The sequence below is a fragment of the Pseudomonas kilonensis genome (assembly GCF_001269885.1).
GTDB lineage: Bacteria > Pseudomonadota > Gammaproteobacteria > Pseudomonadales > Pseudomonadaceae > Aquipseudomonas > Aquipseudomonas kilonensis.
This window is the reverse complement of sequence record NZ_LHVH01000035.1, coordinates 226,254-242,796: the sequence shown is the minus strand read 5'-3', so window position 1 is coordinate 242,796 and position 16,543 is coordinate 226,254. Positions and strand designations below refer to the sequence as shown.

The following is a 16,543-nucleotide window of genomic DNA, read 5'->3' as shown; positions in this document are numbered from 1 at the left end:
AGTCTGGGACATAGATGTTGGATTCTGCATTGCAGGGGGCCGCTTCGCAGCCCAGCGGGGATAAATCCCCTCGCCACAAGAGCTGATTTGCTCTGGGGATATGACTGTTGATTTGGAGTGGTTATGGGTGATCGGCACGACTACGTGGCCCTGGAATGGGTCAAGGGCGAGATTGCCGAAACGCTGAAGCAGGCTCATCTGGCCCTCAACCGCCTGGTGGACGATCCGCAGGCGTCGGATGCCCTCGGGCAATGCCTGGCCTGTATTCACCAGGTCCACGGCGGCCTGCAGATGGTCGAGTTCTACGGTGCGGCGTTGCTGGCCGAGGAGATGGAGCAGCTGTGCGCCGCCCTGCAGGACAACCGCGTCACCCATCGCGACGAAGCCATCAGCCTGTTGAGCCAGGCCCTGGGGCAGTTGCCGATCTACCTGGACCGCGTACAAGGTGCCCGTCGCGACCTGCCGCTGGTGGTGCTGCCCCTGATCAACGACCTGCGCAGTGCCCGGGGCGAGAGCCTGTTGTCGGAAACCAGCCTGTTCAGCCCCGAGTTGCCCGATATTGCGCCGCTCAGCGACCAGGACTTGCAGCGCCTCGAACCCGCTGACCTGCCAAACACCTTGCGCAAATTGCGCCAGACCCTGCAAGTGGCCCTGGTGGGCCTGCTGCGCGAACAGGATGACGCAACCCACCTCGGTTACCTGGCCAAGGTCTTCCATCGCCTGGAAACCTTGTGTACTGGGGCGCCTCTCAATGCGTTATGGCAGGTGGCCTCGGCGCTGGTCGAAGGCATGCGTGACGGGCGCATTACCAACAGCCCGGCGCTGCGCAGCCTGTTCAAGGAAGCCGACAAGGAACTCAAGCGCCTGCTGGACCAAGGCATGCCAGGCATCAATCAGCCGGCACCGCCCCACCTGCTCAAGAGTTTGTTGTTCTATATTGCCAAGGCCGAACATCCCAGCGGGCAGATGCAGATCATGAAAGAACGCTACTCACTGGACGACGCGCTACCCGACAGCGCCATGGTCGACGAAGAACGCGCGCGCCTGGCCGGGCCCGACCGCGATGCCATGCGCTCGGTGCTCGCCGCGCTGTGCGAGGAACTGGTACGGGTCAAGGAGCGCCTGGACCTGTTCGTGCGCAGCGATCGCCAGCACGCCTCGGAGCTGGACAGCCTGTTGGCGCCGCTGCGGCAGATCGCCGACACCCTGGCGGTGCTCGGTTTCGGCCAGCCGCGCAAGGTCATCATCGATCAACTGGCGGTGGTCCTGAGCCTCGCCCAGGGCCAGCGCGAGCCGGATGACGCGACCCTCATGGACGTCGCCGGGGCCTTGCTCTACGTCGAGGCGACCCTGGCCGGCATGGTCGGCACCGTCGAGCCCGAGAGCCGCGAAGACACCCACCTGCCCACCACCGACCTGACCCAGATCCACCAGATCGTCATCAAGGAAGCCCACACCTGCCTGCAACAGGCCAAGGACATGATCGTCGACTACATCGACGCGGACTGGAACAGCGAACAACTGCAGCCCTTGCCGGCGCTGCTGACCCAAGTGCGCGGCGCGCTGGCGATGATTCCCCTGAGCCGTGCCGCCAGCCTGGTGGAGGCCTGCAACGGTTTCATCCGCGAGCATCTGCTGCTGGACCAGGCCCAGCCGGGTTGGGAAGAACTCGACCACTTGGCCGACGTGATCACCGGCCTCGAATACTACCTGGAGCGCTTGAGCGAGGACCCGCAAACCCCTGGCGAGCCGTTGCTCGATGGGGTCGAGCGGAGCCTGGCTGCGCTCGGTTATTTCCCTGACGAAGCGCGGGTGCCGGTGCTCGACGATGTGTTGAGCCCCAACGAAGCCCAGGTCATGCAGGACTTGCAGGAACTGGATGACCCGCAGACGGTGCAGTCCTTGGCCGAGGTGCTGGCCAGCCCGATCTCGGCGGTCAATCCGCCGGCCAGGAGCACCCCGGGCAGCCTGTTGCCGCCACCGGTGGATGAAAGTCCGGTGGACGACGAGTTACGCGAAGTCTTCCTCGAGGAAACCGGCGAGGTGCTGGACGTCCTGCGTGAATACCTGCCGCGCTGGAGTGCGCATCCTGACGATCACGGCGCCCTGAGCGAACTGCGCCGGGCCTTCCACACCCTCAAGGGCAGTGGTCGGATGGTCCGGGCGCTGGTGCTGGGTGAACTGGCCTGGGCCGTGGAAAACCTGCTCAACCGGGTGCTGGAGCGCAGCGTCGAGCCGCAGGCCTCGGTCCGCCAGTTGATCGAAGACACGGTGCAGTTGTTGCCGGCCCTGGTGGCCGAATTCGCGGCCAATCACCAGCGCCAGCGCGACGACGTCGACCGCTTGGCCGCCCGCGCCCATGTCCTGGCCAAGGGCGGCGACGAGGACGATGAAGACGAGCAGGACGTGGCCGCACTCGATCCGCTGCTGTTGAAGATCTTCGACAACGAAGCCCAGGGCCACCTCGCCAGCCTCAATCGTTTTCTCGATCAGTCGGCCGACCACCTGCCCTTGCAGGCCAGCGATGAGTTGCAGCGGGCCTTGCACACCCTTAAGGGCAGCGCGTCGATGGCCGGCGTGCTGCCGATCGCCGAGCTGGCCGGGGCGATGGATGAGCTGGCCCGGGAATACCGGGCGCACCTGATTGCCCTCGACCTGGATGAGGTCGAATTGCTGCTGGAAGCCGAAGGGCTGCTGCGCCGTGGCTTGCGCCAGTTGCACAGCGAGCCGCTGGCGCCGATCCCCGGGGCCGAGGATCTGATCCTGCGCGCCCAGGCCCTGCTGGCCGAGCGCCTGCACGCCGCCAACAGTGCGCCGGACAAAGCGCTGCGGACCAAGCGCGCCCCGCAACTGATCAACAACTTCCTCGCCCAGGGCATGGACATTCTGCTGGACGCCGAAAGCCTCTTGCAGCGCTGGCAGCAGCACCCCGGCGAAGGCCAGGAACTGAGTGCGCTGCTCGATGAGCTGACCACCCTCGGCGAAGGCGCGCACCTGGCCGACTTGCACCCGGTGGACGAACTCTGCGAAGCCTTGCTCGACCTCTACGGTGCGGTAGAGGAAAGCAGCCTGGCGGTCAGCGATGAATTTTTCCAGGAAGCCCAGCGCGCCCATGAAGCGCTGATCGACATGCTCGATGAACTGGCGGCCGGGCAGCATGTGCATCCGCAGCCCGAGCGAGTACAAGCCTTGCGCCGCCTGCTCCAGGAGAGCCTCGATCCGTCGGCCACCGGCCTGATCCGCAGCGACGGCAGCCGCACCCTGAGCATCCGCGAACTGGGCCACGCGACGGCGCAAATGGAGCGTGACGCGCCCGTCGATACCTCGATGGAAGATGACCTCGCGGCGATTTTCCTCGAAGAAGCCCAGGACATCCTCGAAAGCGCCGCCCAGGCCTTGCAGCGCTGGTTGGCCGATCCGGACAACGGTGCGCCGCTGTCCTCGCTGCAACGTGACTTGCACACCCTCAAGGGCGGTGCGCGAATGGCCGACATCCGGCCGGTGAGCGACCTGGCCCAGGAATTGGAAAACCTTTACGAAGGGTTGGTAGACCGGCGCTACAGCTACAGCGAGGAACTGGCACAACTGCTCACCAGCAGCCATGAACGCCTCGACCTGTTGCTTGGGCAGTTGCAACAGGGCCAGCCGTTGGGCGATCCGGTTGCGCTGATCGACGCCATTCGACGGTTCCGCCAGGACAAGCCGAACGCCATCGAGACGAGCGCAGCGGCCCGGGCCGACGGCGCCGGCCATGATCCCGAGTTGCTGGAGATCTTCCTTGAGGAAGGCTTCGACATCCTCGACAGCTCGGGCGCGGCGCTGCTGCGCTGGCAGGAAGAACCGTCGAATCGCCAGGCCGTGGAAACCTTGCTACGGGATTTGCACACCCTCAAGGGCGGTGCGCGCATGGTGGAAATCGTCCCCATCGGCGACCTGGCCCACGAGCTGGAAAACCTCTACGAAGGTCTGTCAGCGGGCCTGCTCCAGCCGACCCCGGCGCTGTTCACCTTATTGCAAAGCAGCCATGACCGACTGGCGCAGATGCTCGACGCCGTGCGCGCCGGCCACCCGTGCCCGCTGGCCGACCGACTGATCGCACAGATCCAGGCGGTGAATCATCCCCAGGAGAACGCTGCGCCGCAGGCTGAATCGGCGCCGGAACCGGTGCCCGTCGTGGCACCGCCAACGGCGCCCGCAAGACCCGATCCCAGTGCTCCGGGCGACGGTGCGGACATGGTCAAGGTCTCCGCCGAATTGCTCGACGACCTGGTGAACCTGGCGGGCGAAACGTCGATCTTCCGTGGGCGCATCGAACAGCAGGTCAACGACGCGCACGTGGCCCTGGGCGAAATGGAAACTACCATCGAGCGCATGCGCGATCAGTTGCGGCGCCTGGATACCGAAACCCAGGGGCGGATTCTCAGCCGGCAACAGGTCGAGGCCGAGCGCCTGGGCTATGAAGAATTCGACCCGCTGGAGATGGACCGCCATTCCCAGTTGCAGCAGTTGTCCCGGGCACTGTTCGAGTCCGCCTCGGACTTGCTCGAGCTCAAGGAAACCCTTGATCGCAGCAATCACGATGCCGAGGTCCTGCTGCAACAGCAGGGGCGGATCAACACCGAGCTCCAGGAAGGCCTGATGCGTACGCGCATGGTGCCGTTCGAGCGCATGCTGCCCCGGCTCAAGCGCATCGTCCGGCAAGTGGCGCAGGAACTGGGCAAGGACGTGGAATTCCTGGTCGGCAATGCCGACGGCGAAATGGACCGTAACGTCCTGGAGCGCATGGCTGCACCTCTTGAACATATGCTGCGCAATGCCGTCGATCACGGCCTGGAGCCGGCCGACGTACGCATTGCCGCCGGCAAGCCGGCACGAGGACGTATCAGCCTCGACCTGTCCCGGGAAGGCGGCGACATCATTTTCGACATCCGCGACGACGGCGCCGGCGTGCCGCTGGAGGCGGTGCGGAACAAGGCGATCAAGCGTGGCTTGCTGGCGCCGGACAGCGACATCAGCGACCGCGACGTGCTGCAGTTCATCTTGCAACCAGGCTTTTCCACGGCCGAGAAAATCACCCAGATCTCCGGGCGCGGCGTCGGCATGGACGTGGTCCACGAAGAAGTGCGGCAATTGGGCGGCAGCATGGTCATCGATTCCACGCCGGGGCAGGGCGTGCATTTCCGCATTCGCCTGCCGTTTACCGTGGCGGTGAACCGGGCGTTGATGGTGCACTGTCATGAAGACCAGTATGCGATCCCGCTGAACACCATCGAGAGCATTGTCCGGGTGTTGCCCGCCGAACTGGACGGCTATTACCAGCTCGATCCGCCGACCTACACCTACGCCGGGCAGCGTTACGAGTTGTGCTACCTCGGTGAACTGCTGAAAACCGGCGCCCGGCCGAAACTGCTGGGCCAGAGCCAACCCTTGCCGGTGCTGCTGGTGCAGTGCAACGAGCGGCATGTCGCGGTGCAGGTGGACGCTACCGTCGGGACCCGGGAGATCGTGGTCAAGAGCCTCGGCCCGCAGTTCTCGGCGGTACAGGGCCTGTCCGGGGCGACGATCCTGGGGGACGGCCGGGTGGTGTTGATTCTCGACCTGCTGGCGCCGATCCGCGCCTTGCCCCATCAGGTCCCGCGGCGCCAGGTGCCGGCTGAAGGCGAGGGCGAACCGCAACGGCCGTTGCTGGTGCTGGTGGTGGACGACTCGGTGACGGTGCGCAAGGTTACCAGCCGCTTGTTGGAGCGCCATGGCATGCACGTCCTGACCGCCAAGGATGGCGTGGACGCCATGGCGCTGCTGGCCGAACATGCGCCTGACCTGATGCTGCTGGACATCGAGATGCCGCGCATGGACGGCTTCGAAGTGGCCAGCCAAGTGCGCAACGACCCGCGCCTGGCGCATTTGCCGATCATCATGATCACTTCCCGCACCGGCCAGAAACACCGCGACCGCGCCATGGCCATCGGCGTCAATGACTACCTGGGCAAGCCGTACCAGGAATCGGTGCTGCTGGACAGCATCGCGTACTGGAGCAAAACCCATGCATGACCTGCATCTTCACTCGCGCACCAGCCCGCTCACCGGCCTGCTGTTGCCATTGGCCGACCGGCACCTGGTGTTACCCAACGTGGCCGTGGCCGAACTGATCGACTACCAGAGCAGCGTATTCGATATGGACACCCCGCCGTGGTTCCTGGGCTGGGTGAGCTGGCGCGAACGGCAAATCCCATTGCTGAGCTTCGAGTCGGCCTGCGGCCAGAAGACCGTGATTGGCGAGCGCGTGCGCATCGTCGTGCTCAACGCCCTCGGCGGGCGGCCGGAGCTGCGTTTCATTGCCCTGCTGGTGCAAGGTATCCCGCGCTCCTACAAGCTCGACAGCCAATTGAGCTACGTCGACGTGCCGCTGTGCGGGTTGGAGCAGGCTGCAGTGCAAGTTGGGGAGCACGTGGCGAAAGTGCCGGATCTGTTGGCGCTGGAGGAGTTGGTGATGGCTGCGGGCCTGATTCAACCCTACAACACCTGAGGCATACGAAGTTCCGATGTGGGAGCGAGCCGAGCTGTTTCTCCCGGTTGTACTTCGATCAAACTGTGGGAGGGAGCTTGCTCGCGATGGCTGCCTGACAGCGGGCCAGGATTTTGTTGAACGGGTACATATCCATTGCTGCGGTAACGGCGGCTTAGGGTTCCGCCCTGACGGCGGGTCACTTTTTTCAGACGCCAAAAAAGTAACCAAAAAGGCTTTGCCCCACCACTCGGTGCCTCGCTTAGGCTCGGCATGCCCGAACGAAGGCATTGCTCCGTGGGCCGCCGCGAAGGGCCATCCATGGCCCAGCGCGGCTAACCCGGCATCCATGCCGGGTTGCCCACTCCACAATGCCTGCGTTCGGCCATCGTGGTTAACGGGGCGCCCGAGATCAACGTCCACGCCGAGGCGGCCTTATAGCCGACCTGGCTCATGCGGCTGTACCCCAATCAGACGTGTGTGCGCAGGACCTGTGGGAGCAAAGCTTGCTCGCGAGGCGGCCTGACAGCCGACCTGGCTCTTGCGGCTGTACCCCAACCAGACGTGTGTGCGCAGGACCTGTGGGAGCAAAGCTTGCTCGCGAGGCGGCCTGACAGCCGGCCTGGCTCTTGCGGCTGTACCCCAACCAGACGTGTGTGAGAAGGGCCTGTGGGAGCGAGCCTGCTCGCGATAGCGGTTGGTCAGGCGACATCAATATTAAGTATGCCGCTGCTATCACAAGTAATACCTTCTCTGTCGCGCTCGATAGATAGGTCCCATAAAGGGTCTGTTAAGTCCCTTTATGGGACCGGATTAAACGACAAGACTTGCTAAGTCCCAATAAGGGACCTATCGTTCCCTTTTTGGGACTTTGTGTTGCTTATATGAACCACCTTTCTCTCAGCGACGCGCTGTTCACGGCCACTCAGCAACGGGTCTTGGGCTTGTTGTTTGGTAAGCCGAACCAAAGCTTCTATGCCAACGAAATTGCCCGCTGGGCCCAAATAGGTAAAGGCAGCCTCATGCGAGAGTTGGAACGCCTGCAACGCTCAGGCGTGCTCACCATGACTCGTCTGGGCAATCAAACCCATTATCAAGTCAACCCACACTGCCCGATTTACGCTGAGCTGCTCGGCATCGTGCGCAAAACCATCGGCATCGCCGAACCGTTGCGCCAGGCATTGGAGCCTTTTTCAGAACAACTGCGCTGGGCGTTCGTCTATGGCTCTATCGCCAAGGGCCAGGCAAACGCATCCAGTGACATAGATCTCATGCTGATCGGCGAAGGCCTGCACTACAGTGAAGTGATGGAGCGGCTTCTACCTCTGGAAGAGCAACTGGGCCGCCCGCTAAACCCAACGCTCTACACCCCCCAGGACTGGGCCACGAAACTTGCCGTTGGCAACAGTTTCGTGGTGCGTGTAGCGCAACAGGACAAGATCAATTTGCTGGGTGAAGACCCTTTGGAAACCAAGGATGGGCAAGCAAGAAAACCTGGAGAATCTGTTACGTAGCGGCGGCCTGAAAGCCGAACCATCGGATCGTCAGGAATGCGAGGGCCTGATGCGTTCGGCAACGGATCGCTTGAAGGATGCACAAACAACTTCCCTTTCTTTCGCCAGCCGGTTTGACCTGGCATACAACGCCGCCCATGCCTTGGCGCTCACGGCGCTACGCTTGAGTGGTTATCGGTCGGACAAGCGCTATCTGGTCTTCCAGTGCCTGATTCACACGACGGAAATCAGCAACGTGCAGGTCCGGTTATTCGCGTTGTGTCATGAGCGGCGCAACCTTGCCGAGTACGAGGGGTACATGGATGAAGATGATGCACTTCTTACCCAACTGATTGAGAGCGCTGCGCAACTGCTCGAACGGGTCCGGCAATTGATGGGCGTGAGTTGATCCGTGGCGTTCGCCACCAATCGAAAGGTAACCAACGATCTGGTGGGAGCGAGCTTGCTCGCGATGGCTGCCTGACAGCGGGCCAGGATTTTGTTGAACGGGTACATATCCATTGCTGCGGTAACGGCGGCTTAGGGTTCCGCCCTTACGGCGGGTCACTTTTTTCAGACGCCAAAAAAGTAACAAAAAAGGCTTTGCCCCACCACTCGGTGCCTCGCTTAGGCTCGGCATGCCCGAACGAAGGCATTGCTCCGTGGGCCCGCCGCGAAGGGCCATCCATGGCCCAGCGCGGCTATCCCGGCATCCATGCCGGGATGCCCACTCCACAATGCCTGCGTTCGGCCAGCGTGGTTAACGGGGCGCCCCAGATCAAGATCAAGATCAAAAACGAGGCGGCCTGACAGCCGACCTGGCTCATGCAGCTGTACCCCAACCAGACTTGTGTGAGCAGAACCTGTGGGAGCAAAGCTTGCTCGCGAGGCGGCCTGACAGCCGACCTGCTATTGGCAGGTGTACCCCAATCCTATTGTGTGCGGGCTTGCTCGCGAAGGCGGCACATTCTGCATTTGCAATCTGACCCATCGCTATCGCGAGCAAGCTTGGCTCCCACAGGATTAGCGGTGGGCACTGATCTTATAAACGACCTGTGTGGGAGCGAGCTTGCTCGCGATGGCGGCAGCACATTCGACATCTCCTTTGGCTGACCCACCACTATCGCGAGCAAGCTCGCTCCCACAAGGATGGCGTTCAACCATTACTCCAACCGTAACGATCCGCCGTCGAGCTTGATTGATGCCCGCGCCACAACACTCCTAAGGTGACCCCCACGACAGCGAACCCGTGGAGTGGTCATGACAACAACAATATCCCCCGACTCGCGCTGGACGCGGCGGCGCAGCGAAAAGCAGCGGCGTCTCGGGCTGGTGAAGGGGCTTGCCGACGGTGTGGTGCTGCCCACCGACAAGATCGTTGCTGCGCTGGAGGCGTTGATCCTGCCCGGCGACCGTGTGGTGCTTGAGGGCAATAACCAGAAGCAGGCGGACTTCCTTTCCCGCTCCCTGGCGAAAGTCGACCCGTCGAAGCTGCACGATTTGCACATGATCATGCCCAGCGTCGGGCGGTCCGAGCACCTGGACCTGTTCGAACGCGGCATCGCCCGCAAGCTCGACTTCTCCTTCGCCGGCACCCAGAGCCTGCGCATCAGCCAGTTGCTCGAAGACGGCCTGCTGGAAATCGGCGCGATCCACACCTACATCGAACTCTATGCCCGGTTGGTGGTGGACCTGATCCCCAATGTGGTGCTCTCGGCCGGTTTCATGGCCGACCGCGCCGGCAATATCTACACCGGCCCCAGCACCGAAGACACACCGGCGCTGATCGAGCCGGCGGCGTTCAGTGACGGCATCGTCATTGTCCAGGTCAACCAGTTGGTGGATGACGTCAGCGACCTGCCGCGCGTCGACATCCCGGCGTCCTGGGTCGATTTCGTGGTGGTGGCCGACAAGCCGTTCTACATCGAGCCGCTGTTCACCCGCGACCCGCGCCACATCAAGCCTGTGCATGTGCTGATGGCGATGATGGCGATCCGCGGGATCTACGAGAAACACAACGTCCAATCCCTCAATCACGGCATCGGTTTCAACACCGCCGCGATTGAGTTGATCTTGCCGACCTACGGCGAATCCCTCGGCCTGAAGGGCAAGATCTGCCGCAACTGGACGCTCAATCCGCACCCGACCCTGATCCCGGCCATCGAAAGCGGCTGGGTCGAGAGCGTGCATTGCTTTGGCACCGAGCTGGGCATGGAAAACTACATCGCCGCCCGGCCGGACGTGTTCTTCACCGGCCACGACGGCTCGCTGCGCTCCAACCGCATGGTCTGCCAACTGGCCGGGCAGTACGCGGTGGACCTGTTCATCGGCGCCACCCTGCAAGTGGACGGCGATGGCCATTCCTCCACCGTGACCCGTGGCCGCTTGGCCGGCTTCGGTGGGGCGCCGAACATGGGCCACGACCCGCGTGGTCGTCGTCACGGCACGCCGGCTTGGCTCGACATGCGCCATGGCGATGGCGAGGCGCCGTTGCTCGAACGCGGCAAGAAGCTGGTGGTGCAAATGGTCGAGACGTTCCAGGAGGGCGGCAAACCGACCTTCGTCGACACCCTCGACGCGGTGGATGTGGCGAAGAAAGCCGGCATGCCCCTGGCGCCGATCATGATCTACGGCGACGACGTCACCCACCTGCTGACCGAAGAGGGCATCGCCTACCTGTACAAGGCCCGTTCCCTGGAAGAGCGCCAGGCGATGATCGCCGCCGTGGCCGGCGTCACTGCCATTGGCCTGCGCCATGACCCGAAAGACACCGCGCGTATGCGCCGCGAAGGGCTGATCGCCTTGCCCGAAGACCTCGGGATCCGTCGCACCGACGCCACCCGCGAGTTGCTCGCGGCCAAGAGCGTTGCCGATCTGGTGGAGTGGTCCGGTGGCCTCTACAACCCGCCCGCCAAGTTCAGGAGCTGGTAAATGCACGCCTTCAACCTGCAACCGAAAAAACTGTCCTTGGCCGAGCGCCTGGCGGATATGGCGGTGGACGCGCTGATCGACGAAGCCGACCTGTCGCCTAAACCGGCCTTGGTGGACCGTCGTGGCAATGGCGCCCACACCGATCTGCACCTGGGCCTGATGCATGCTTCGGCACTGTCGCTGTGGCCGGCGTTCAAGGAAATGGCCGAAGCCGCCCTCGACTGTGGCGAGATCGGCTTGCCGCTACGCGAAGCCCTCGGGCGCATCGGCCGTGAGGGGGAAGCCTCGATGCTCGCCACCACTGGTGGGGTGAATACCCATCGCGGGGCGATCTGGGCCTTGGGCCTGTTGGTCGCTGCGGCAGCGTTGGAACCTGAATCCAGCGTCGCGGGTGCCGTGACTTTACGTGCGGCCCGCCTGGCCTTGCTCAACGACCGCTATGCGCCCCAACCCTTGAGCCATGGCGCCCAGGTCGCCCAGCGCTACGGCGTGCGCGGCGCCCGGGAAGAAGCGCAACTGGCGTTCCCTGCGGTGACTGGCCTGGGTCTGCCGCAGCTCAAGCGCAGTCGCGCGGCGGGCGCGGGAGAGCAGAACGCCCGGCTTGATGCCTTGCTGGCGATCATGACCACCCTGGCCGATACCTGCGTGCTCTATCGCGCCGGCGAGCCGGGTTTGCAGGCCATGCAACAGGGCGCCAAGGCGGTGCTCGATGCCGGTGGCAGTGCGAGCCTGGGCGGTCGCCGCCACTTGCACGCGCTGGATCAACAACTGATTGCCTTGAACGCCTCGCCCGGCGGCGCTGCCGACCTGCTCGCCGCCTGCCTGTTCCTCGATCGAATCGAACGCGGCGATGGCCTCTTCCCTGGAGTGTGCTGATGGAAACCTTATCCTTTGAATTCCCCGCCGGGCAGCCGCCACGGGGCCGGGCGCTGGTGGGCTGTGTCGGCTCGGGCGACCTGGAAGTGCTGATCGAACCCGGTCTGGCGGGCAAGTTGACCATCCAGGTGCAGACCTCGGTCAACGGTAGTGAACAACGCTGGCAGCACCTGTTCGCCCGCCTGTTCGACGGCCAGACACCGCCGGCCTTGTCTATCGACATCCACGATTTCGGCGCCACCCCCGGCGTGGTGCGTTTGCGCCTGGAGCAAGGCTTCGAGGAGATCGGCCATGACTGACAGTGCAGCGTTGCTCAACAAGCACAGCTTCGTCGAACTCGGCGCCCGGCAGCGGGCCAAGGCCTTGCTCGATGAGGGCACTTTCCGTGAACTGCTCGACCCGTTCCAGCGGATCATGTCGCCGTGGCTGTTGCGCCAGGGCGTGGTGCCGCAAAGCGACGACGGCGTGGTGATCGCCAAGGGCACGCTCGATGGCCTGCCCGTGGTGATCGCCGCCATCGAAGGCGCGTTCCAGGGCGGTAGCCTCGGCGAAGTCGGCGGGGCGAAGATTGCCGGTGCGTTGGAACTGGCCGCCGAGGACAACCGCAAGGGCATCCCGACCCGCGCCGTGCTGCTGCTGGAAACCGGTGGCGTGCGGTTGCAGGAGGCCAACCTCGGGCTCGCGGCGATCGCCGAGATTCATTCGGCGATTGTCGACCTGCGCCAATACCAACCGGTGGTCGGTGTGGTGGCCGGCAGCGTCGGCTGTTTTGGTGGCATGTCCATCGCCGCCGGGCTGTGCAGTTATCTGCTGGTGACCCAGGAAGCGCGGCTGGGCCTGAACGGCCCACAAGTGATCGAACAGGAGGCCGGGATCGACGAATACGACTCCCGCGACCGGCCGTTCATCTGGAGCCTGATCGGCGGTGAACAGCGGTTCGCCACGGGATTGGTGGACCGTTATGTGGCCGACGATGTGACGCAGATCCGCCAACAGGTCGGCCAGTTGTTGCACCTGGGCGTTCCCGCGCAACACCGCAGCGGCCAGGCCGAGCTGTTCCTGCAGCGCCTGGCCCGCTTGGACACTGACGTGCAAATCGAACCGGCCACGGTTCGCCAGCTGTATCAGGGAGAACGCTCATGAGTGCCTATTCATTGAGAGGCTTGCGCTGGTTCGAAGCCTTGGCTGGCGACGCCAAACCGCTGGAAGGCCTGCCGGCTTCGTTGAAAGTCGCTGACACCAGGCTGGGCGAGCAAACCGTGCGCCTGCTGGCGGTGGTGGCCGATCCCGACAACCGTTTCCCGCGGGCGCGCAACGGCGAAGTCGGACTGCTGGAAGGCTGGGGCCTGGCTAAAGCGGTGGACGACGCCATCGACGCCGACCGGGATGCAGTCAACAAGCGTGCGCTGATCGCCATTGTCGATGTACCGAGCCAGGCCTACGGCCGGCGCGAAGAAGCCCTGGGCATTCATCAGGCCTTGGCCGGTGCGGCGGACAGCTATGCCCGTGCGCGACTGGTCGGGCACCCGGTGATTGGCTTGCTGGTGGGCAAGGCCATGTCCGGGGCGTTCCTGGCCCACGGTTACCAGGCCAACCGCCTGATCGCCCTGCGCGACCCGGGCGTGATGGTCCACGCCATGGGCAAGGCCTCGGCGGCGCGGGTGACGCTGCGCAGCGTCGAGGAGCTTGAGGCGTTGGCCGCCAGCGTGCCACCGATGGCCTATGACATCGACAGCTTTGCCAGCCTGGGTCTGCTGTGGGAAACCTTGTCAGTGGAACAGGTTGAACAGCCGTTGGCGGAGGATCTGGCGCGGGTGAATGAGTGTCTGCTCCAGGCGATTGAAGCTGTAGCGGCGGGGCCGCGTGATCTGAGCAGTCGTCTGGGTGCGTTCAACCGCATCGCGTCGAGCCGGGTTCGCCAACTGCTGAGAGAGCAGTGGTGAGTACGTATCTGGCCCATGACCTGCTGTGGGGGCTGACCCCACAACAGTTGCCGGCGGATGCGCCGGTGTGGGTGGCCGACGCGATCAACGCCGGTCAACCGGTGGTGGTTCGGCGCTCGCTGACGGCACCCGATCACATCGCGGTCGGAGTGCGTGGACGCTTGCGCGAGCAACGTTATGCAACGTCGATGGCGGTTATGGCGATTTCCCGTCGCGTCAGGCCGGAAGACCTTTGTCACGTCCCGTCGACCCGCGACTTGCCAGCCCTGCAAGCGCTGTCCCGCCTGCGTCCGCTGCTCGATGCCAGTGGCTGGGCCTGGGGCGTCAGCGGCAGCGCCGGCTTTGAGCTCGCCACGGGTATCGAGGCGCTGCATGAACGCAGCGACCTGGATTTGATTCTGCGGGTGCCACACTTTCTCGATCGTCTCCACGCAAGGGAATTGCTGGCGCAACTGGATGCTTCGGCCTGCGCCGTGGATATGCAGTTGCAAACACCCTGCGGCGCCGTGGCCTTGCGCGAGTGGGCGGGGGCGTCGCGTCGGGTCTTGCTCAAGGATGATGTTCAGGCACGGCTGGTGAGCGATCCTTGGCAGCCTTCATTGGAGCAAGTCGCGTGAGCAGCCTCTTCGTCTTTCCCGGCCAGGGTGCGCAGCGCGTGGGCATGCTCCATGGCCTGGCGCCACAAGTCCTCGACGAAGCGGGTGACGTGCTCGGTGAGGACGTCTTGCAACTGGACAGCGCCGAGGCCTTGCAATCGACCCGCGCCGTGCAACTGTGCCTGTTGATCGCCGGCGTGGCAGCGTCGCGGCGATTGTTGGAACAAGCACCTGCCCCGGACTACGTGGCGGGGCTGTCCATCGGTGCTTATCCAGCGGCGGTGGTGGCTGGGGCGCTGGGGTTCGAGGATGCTTTGCGACTGGTCAGCCTGCGGGGCGAATTGATGCAACAGGCGTATCCGCAAGGCTATGGCATGACCGCGATCATCGGCTTGGAACTCGCGGCAGTGGAAGCGTTGCTGGCGCAAGTGCACGGCGACCGCACACCGGTCTACCTGGCCAACATCAACGCGGATAACCAGGTGGTCATCGCCGGCAGTGACGCGGCCATGAGCAACGTTGCCAAACTAGCGCGAAGCCTGGGTGCCGGGAAGGCCTGTCGGCTGGCGGTAAGCGTGCCGTCTCATTGCCCGTTGCTGGAAACACCGGCCCGGGCATTGGCCCAGGCATTTGCCGACGTGCCGTTGAAAGCACCGGCCTTGGGTTATCTCAGCGGTAGCCGCGCGCGACCGCTGATCAACACCGAGGCCTTGCGCGACGACCTGGCGTTCAACATGTGCCGCGTGGTGGATTGGCGCGGCACCGTGCAAAGCGCCTACGAGCGCGGCGTGCGACTACAGGTCGAACTGCCGCCCGGTGCGGTGCTGACCGCCCTGGCGCGTCGGGTATTCGAGCAGGGCACTGTCATGGCTTTCGACGGCGCCCGGCTCGACACCTTGCAGGCGCTGTTGCGTGAGGAGGGAAACCGCCAACCCTAAACCACCGACTCAAGCTGGCGAAGCACAAAAACAACAACTTCGACGATGCACTTTGAGGACTACAACAATGATTATCTACGGTGTGGCATTTTTGGCCTTTTGTACCCTGGCGGGTATTTTTATCGGTGAGCTGCTGGGCAAATTGATCGGCGTGCCGGCCAACGTCGGCGGCGTCGGCATTGCGATGCTGCTGTTGATCGGCCTGGGCAGTTACCTGGGCAAGCGTGGCCTGTTCAAGGGCAAATCCGAGGCCGGCGTGGAATTCTGGAGCGCGGTCTACATCCCCATCGTGGTCGCGATGGCGGCGCAGCAAAACGTCTACGGCGCGCTCAAGGGCGGGCCAATGGCGATCCTGGCCGGGACCCTGGCGGTGGTGATTGCCTTTGCGTTGGTGCCCGTGCTGGTGCGCATTGGCAACAAAGGGCCCCAGGGCGACGTTTCCGTTAAGACGGTCGGGTGATTGCCATGTACGAATCCATGATGAAAGTCATCACCGGCTACGGCCTGATCAGTGGTTTTGCGATTGTCGGCATCACCATGTGGGTGTCCTACTGGATCAGCAACACCTTCACTAAAGGCCGCCTGCATGGCTCGGCCATCGCCATTCTCCTGGGACTGATGCTCTCCTACATCGGCGGGGCAATGACCGGTGGGCAGAAGGGCGTGGTGGACATTCCACTGCTGTCCGGGATCGGCTTGCTCGGCGGTGCGATGCTGCGGGACTTTGCCATCGTCGCCACGGCGTTTGGCGTGAGTATCGAAGAACTCAAGCGCGCCGGTTTCGTTGGGGTGCTGGCGCTGTTCGTCGGGGTCGGCACGTCGTTCATTGCTGGCGTGGGCGTGGCGATGGCGTTCGGTTACACCGATGTGGTGAGCCTGACCACCATTGGCGCCGGGGCGGTGACCTACATCGTCGGGCCGGTGACCGGGGCGGCGATTGGTGCCAGTTCCGAAGTGATGGCGCTGTCCATTGCCGCCGGGTTGATCAAGGCGATCCTGGTGATGGTGGCGACACCGTTCGTGGCACCGATGATTGGCCTGGATAATCCACGCAGTGCGGTGATCTTCGGTGGCTTGATGGGCACCTCCAGCGGCGTGGCCGGGGGGCTGGCGGCCACCGATCCGAAGCTGGTGCCGTATGGCTGCCTGACGGCGGCGTTCTATACGGCGCTTGGGTGCTTGTTGGGGCCTTCGTTGTTGTTTTTGATCATGCGGGGGTTGATGGGGTAGGGCTTTGAATGTGCGCTGAGAGGGCTGTCCT

The 16,543-nt window shown here is 63.8% G+C and carries 14 protein-coding genes; all 14 read left to right on the top strand.

The features are described 5' to 3' along the window. The first annotated feature begins 123 nt into the window (after positions 1-123). The 14 genes from AD662_RS26445 (at position 124) to madM (ending at position 16,512) form a co-directional block, all read left to right on the top strand. A complete protein-coding gene (locus AD662_RS26445) occupies positions 124-6,051 on the top strand; it encodes an Hpt domain-containing protein (RefSeq protein ID WP_053190018.1) in 5,928 nt (1,975 codons plus the stop codon). Then, complete coding sequence (locus AD662_RS26440; RefSeq protein ID WP_014340662.1) at positions 6,044-6,526, top strand: chemotaxis protein CheW; 483 nt, start codon at positions 6,044-6,046, stop codon at positions 6,524-6,526. The genes AD662_RS26445 and AD662_RS26440 overlap by 8 nt, the downstream gene beginning before the upstream one ends. A gap of 863 nt (positions 6,527-7,389) precedes the next feature. Beyond that, positions 7,390-8,019 carry a nucleotidyltransferase domain-containing protein gene (locus AD662_RS26435; protein WP_053190017.1) on the top strand — a complete coding sequence of 210 codons (630 nt, stop codon included), beginning with the start codon at positions 7,390-7,392 and terminating at the stop codon, positions 8,017-8,019. Beyond that, the gene (locus AD662_RS26430; protein WP_014340660.1) at positions 7,982-8,407 is read left to right on the top strand and encodes a hypothetical protein; all 426 of its coding nucleotides are present in this window, start codon (positions 7,982-7,984) and stop codon (positions 8,405-8,407) included. The genes AD662_RS26435 and AD662_RS26430 overlap by 38 nt, the downstream gene beginning before the upstream one ends. A 278-nt stretch (positions 8,408-8,685) precedes the next feature. Further along, positions 8,686-8,808, top strand: coding sequence for a hypothetical protein (locus AD662_RS29980; protein WP_053190016.1), 123 nt, complete (start codon positions 8,686-8,688; stop codon positions 8,806-8,808). Positions 8,809-9,258: 450 nt separating this feature from the next. Further along, positions 9,259-10,929: a malonate decarboxylase subunit alpha gene (mdcA, locus tag AD662_RS26420; protein ID WP_024616425.1), complete on the top strand. Its 1,671-nt coding sequence runs from the start codon at positions 9,259-9,261 to the stop codon at positions 10,927-10,929. Then, complete coding sequence (locus AD662_RS26415; RefSeq protein WP_018609547.1) at positions 10,930-11,805, top strand: triphosphoribosyl-dephospho-CoA synthase; 876 nt, start codon at positions 10,930-10,932, stop codon at positions 11,803-11,805. It abuts the gene before it with no gap. Next, positions 11,805-12,104: a malonate decarboxylase subunit delta gene (locus AD662_RS26410; RefSeq protein ID WP_018609549.1), complete on the top strand. Its 300-nt coding sequence runs from the start codon at positions 11,805-11,807 to the stop codon at positions 12,102-12,104. Before AD662_RS26415 ends, AD662_RS26410 begins: the two co-directional genes overlap by 1 nt. Then, complete coding sequence (locus AD662_RS26405; protein WP_053190015.1) at positions 12,097-12,948, top strand: biotin-independent malonate decarboxylase subunit beta; 852 nt, start codon at positions 12,097-12,099, stop codon at positions 12,946-12,948. Before AD662_RS26410 ends, AD662_RS26405 begins: the two co-directional genes overlap by 8 nt. Beyond that, positions 12,945-13,748 carry a biotin-independent malonate decarboxylase subunit gamma gene (gene mdcE, locus AD662_RS26400; protein ID WP_053190014.1) on the top strand — a complete coding sequence of 268 codons (804 nt, stop codon included), beginning with the start codon at positions 12,945-12,947 and terminating at the stop codon, positions 13,746-13,748. The genes AD662_RS26405 and mdcE overlap by 4 nt, the downstream gene beginning before the upstream one ends. Continuing rightward, the gene (locus AD662_RS26395; protein WP_018609555.1) at positions 13,745-14,365 is read left to right on the top strand and encodes a malonate decarboxylase holo-ACP synthase; all 621 of its coding nucleotides are present in this window, start codon (positions 13,745-13,747) and stop codon (positions 14,363-14,365) included. Before mdcE ends, AD662_RS26395 begins: the two co-directional genes overlap by 4 nt. Beyond that, positions 14,362-15,282: a malonate decarboxylase subunit epsilon gene (gene mdcH / locus AD662_RS26390; protein ID WP_053190013.1), complete on the top strand. Its 921-nt coding sequence runs from the start codon at positions 14,362-14,364 to the stop codon at positions 15,280-15,282. The genes AD662_RS26395 and mdcH overlap by 4 nt, the downstream gene beginning before the upstream one ends. Positions 15,283-15,349: 67 nt before the next feature. Further along, positions 15,350-15,742 (top strand): malonate transporter subunit MadL, encoded by a 393-nt coding sequence (madL, locus tag AD662_RS26385; RefSeq protein ID WP_024616432.1) that lies wholly within the window; start codon positions 15,350-15,352, stop codon positions 15,740-15,742. Between the two features lie 5 nt (positions 15,743-15,747). Next, positions 15,748-16,512 (top strand): malonate transporter subunit MadM, encoded by a 765-nt coding sequence (madM, locus tag AD662_RS26380; protein ID WP_053190012.1) that lies wholly within the window; start codon positions 15,748-15,750, stop codon positions 16,510-16,512. Positions 16,513-16,543: the final 31 nt, after the last annotated feature.

Excerpts from the sequence above, each read along its gene's own strand:
- AD662_RS26415 (WP_018609547.1), top strand. The coding sequence starts at position 10,930 with ATGCACGCCTTCAACCTGCAACCGAAAAAACTGTCCTTGGCCGAGCGC.
- AD662_RS26410 (WP_018609549.1), top strand. The coding sequence starts at position 11,805 with ATGGAAACCTTATCCTTTGAATTCCCCGCCGGGCAGCCGCCACGGGGC.
- madM (WP_053190012.1), top strand. The coding sequence starts at position 15,748 with ATGTACGAATCCATGATGAAAGTCATCACCGGCTACGGCCTGATCAGT.
- AD662_RS26405 (WP_053190015.1), top strand. The coding sequence starts at position 12,097 with ATGACTGACAGTGCAGCGTTGCTCAACAAGCACAGCTTCGTCGAACTC.
- mdcA (WP_024616425.1), top strand. The coding sequence starts at position 9,259 with ATGACAACAACAATATCCCCCGACTCGCGCTGGACGCGGCGGCGCAGC.
- mdcE (WP_053190014.1), top strand. The coding sequence starts at position 12,945 with ATGAGTGCCTATTCATTGAGAGGCTTGCGCTGGTTCGAAGCCTTGGCT.
- AD662_RS29980 (WP_053190016.1), top strand. The coding sequence starts at position 8,686 with ATGGCCCAGCGCGGCTATCCCGGCATCCATGCCGGGATGCCCACTCCA.
- AD662_RS26440 (WP_014340662.1), top strand. The coding sequence starts at position 6,044 with ATGCATGACCTGCATCTTCACTCGCGCACCAGCCCGCTCACCGGCCTG.
- AD662_RS26435 (WP_053190017.1), top strand. The coding sequence starts at position 7,390 with ATGAACCACCTTTCTCTCAGCGACGCGCTGTTCACGGCCACTCAGCAA.
- AD662_RS26430 (WP_014340660.1), top strand. The coding sequence starts at position 7,982 with ATGGGCAAGCAAGAAAACCTGGAGAATCTGTTACGTAGCGGCGGCCTG.
- AD662_RS26445 (WP_053190018.1), top strand. The coding sequence starts at position 124 with ATGGGTGATCGGCACGACTACGTGGCCCTGGAATGGGTCAAGGGCGAG.
- madL (WP_024616432.1), top strand. The coding sequence starts at position 15,350 with ATGATTATCTACGGTGTGGCATTTTTGGCCTTTTGTACCCTGGCGGGT.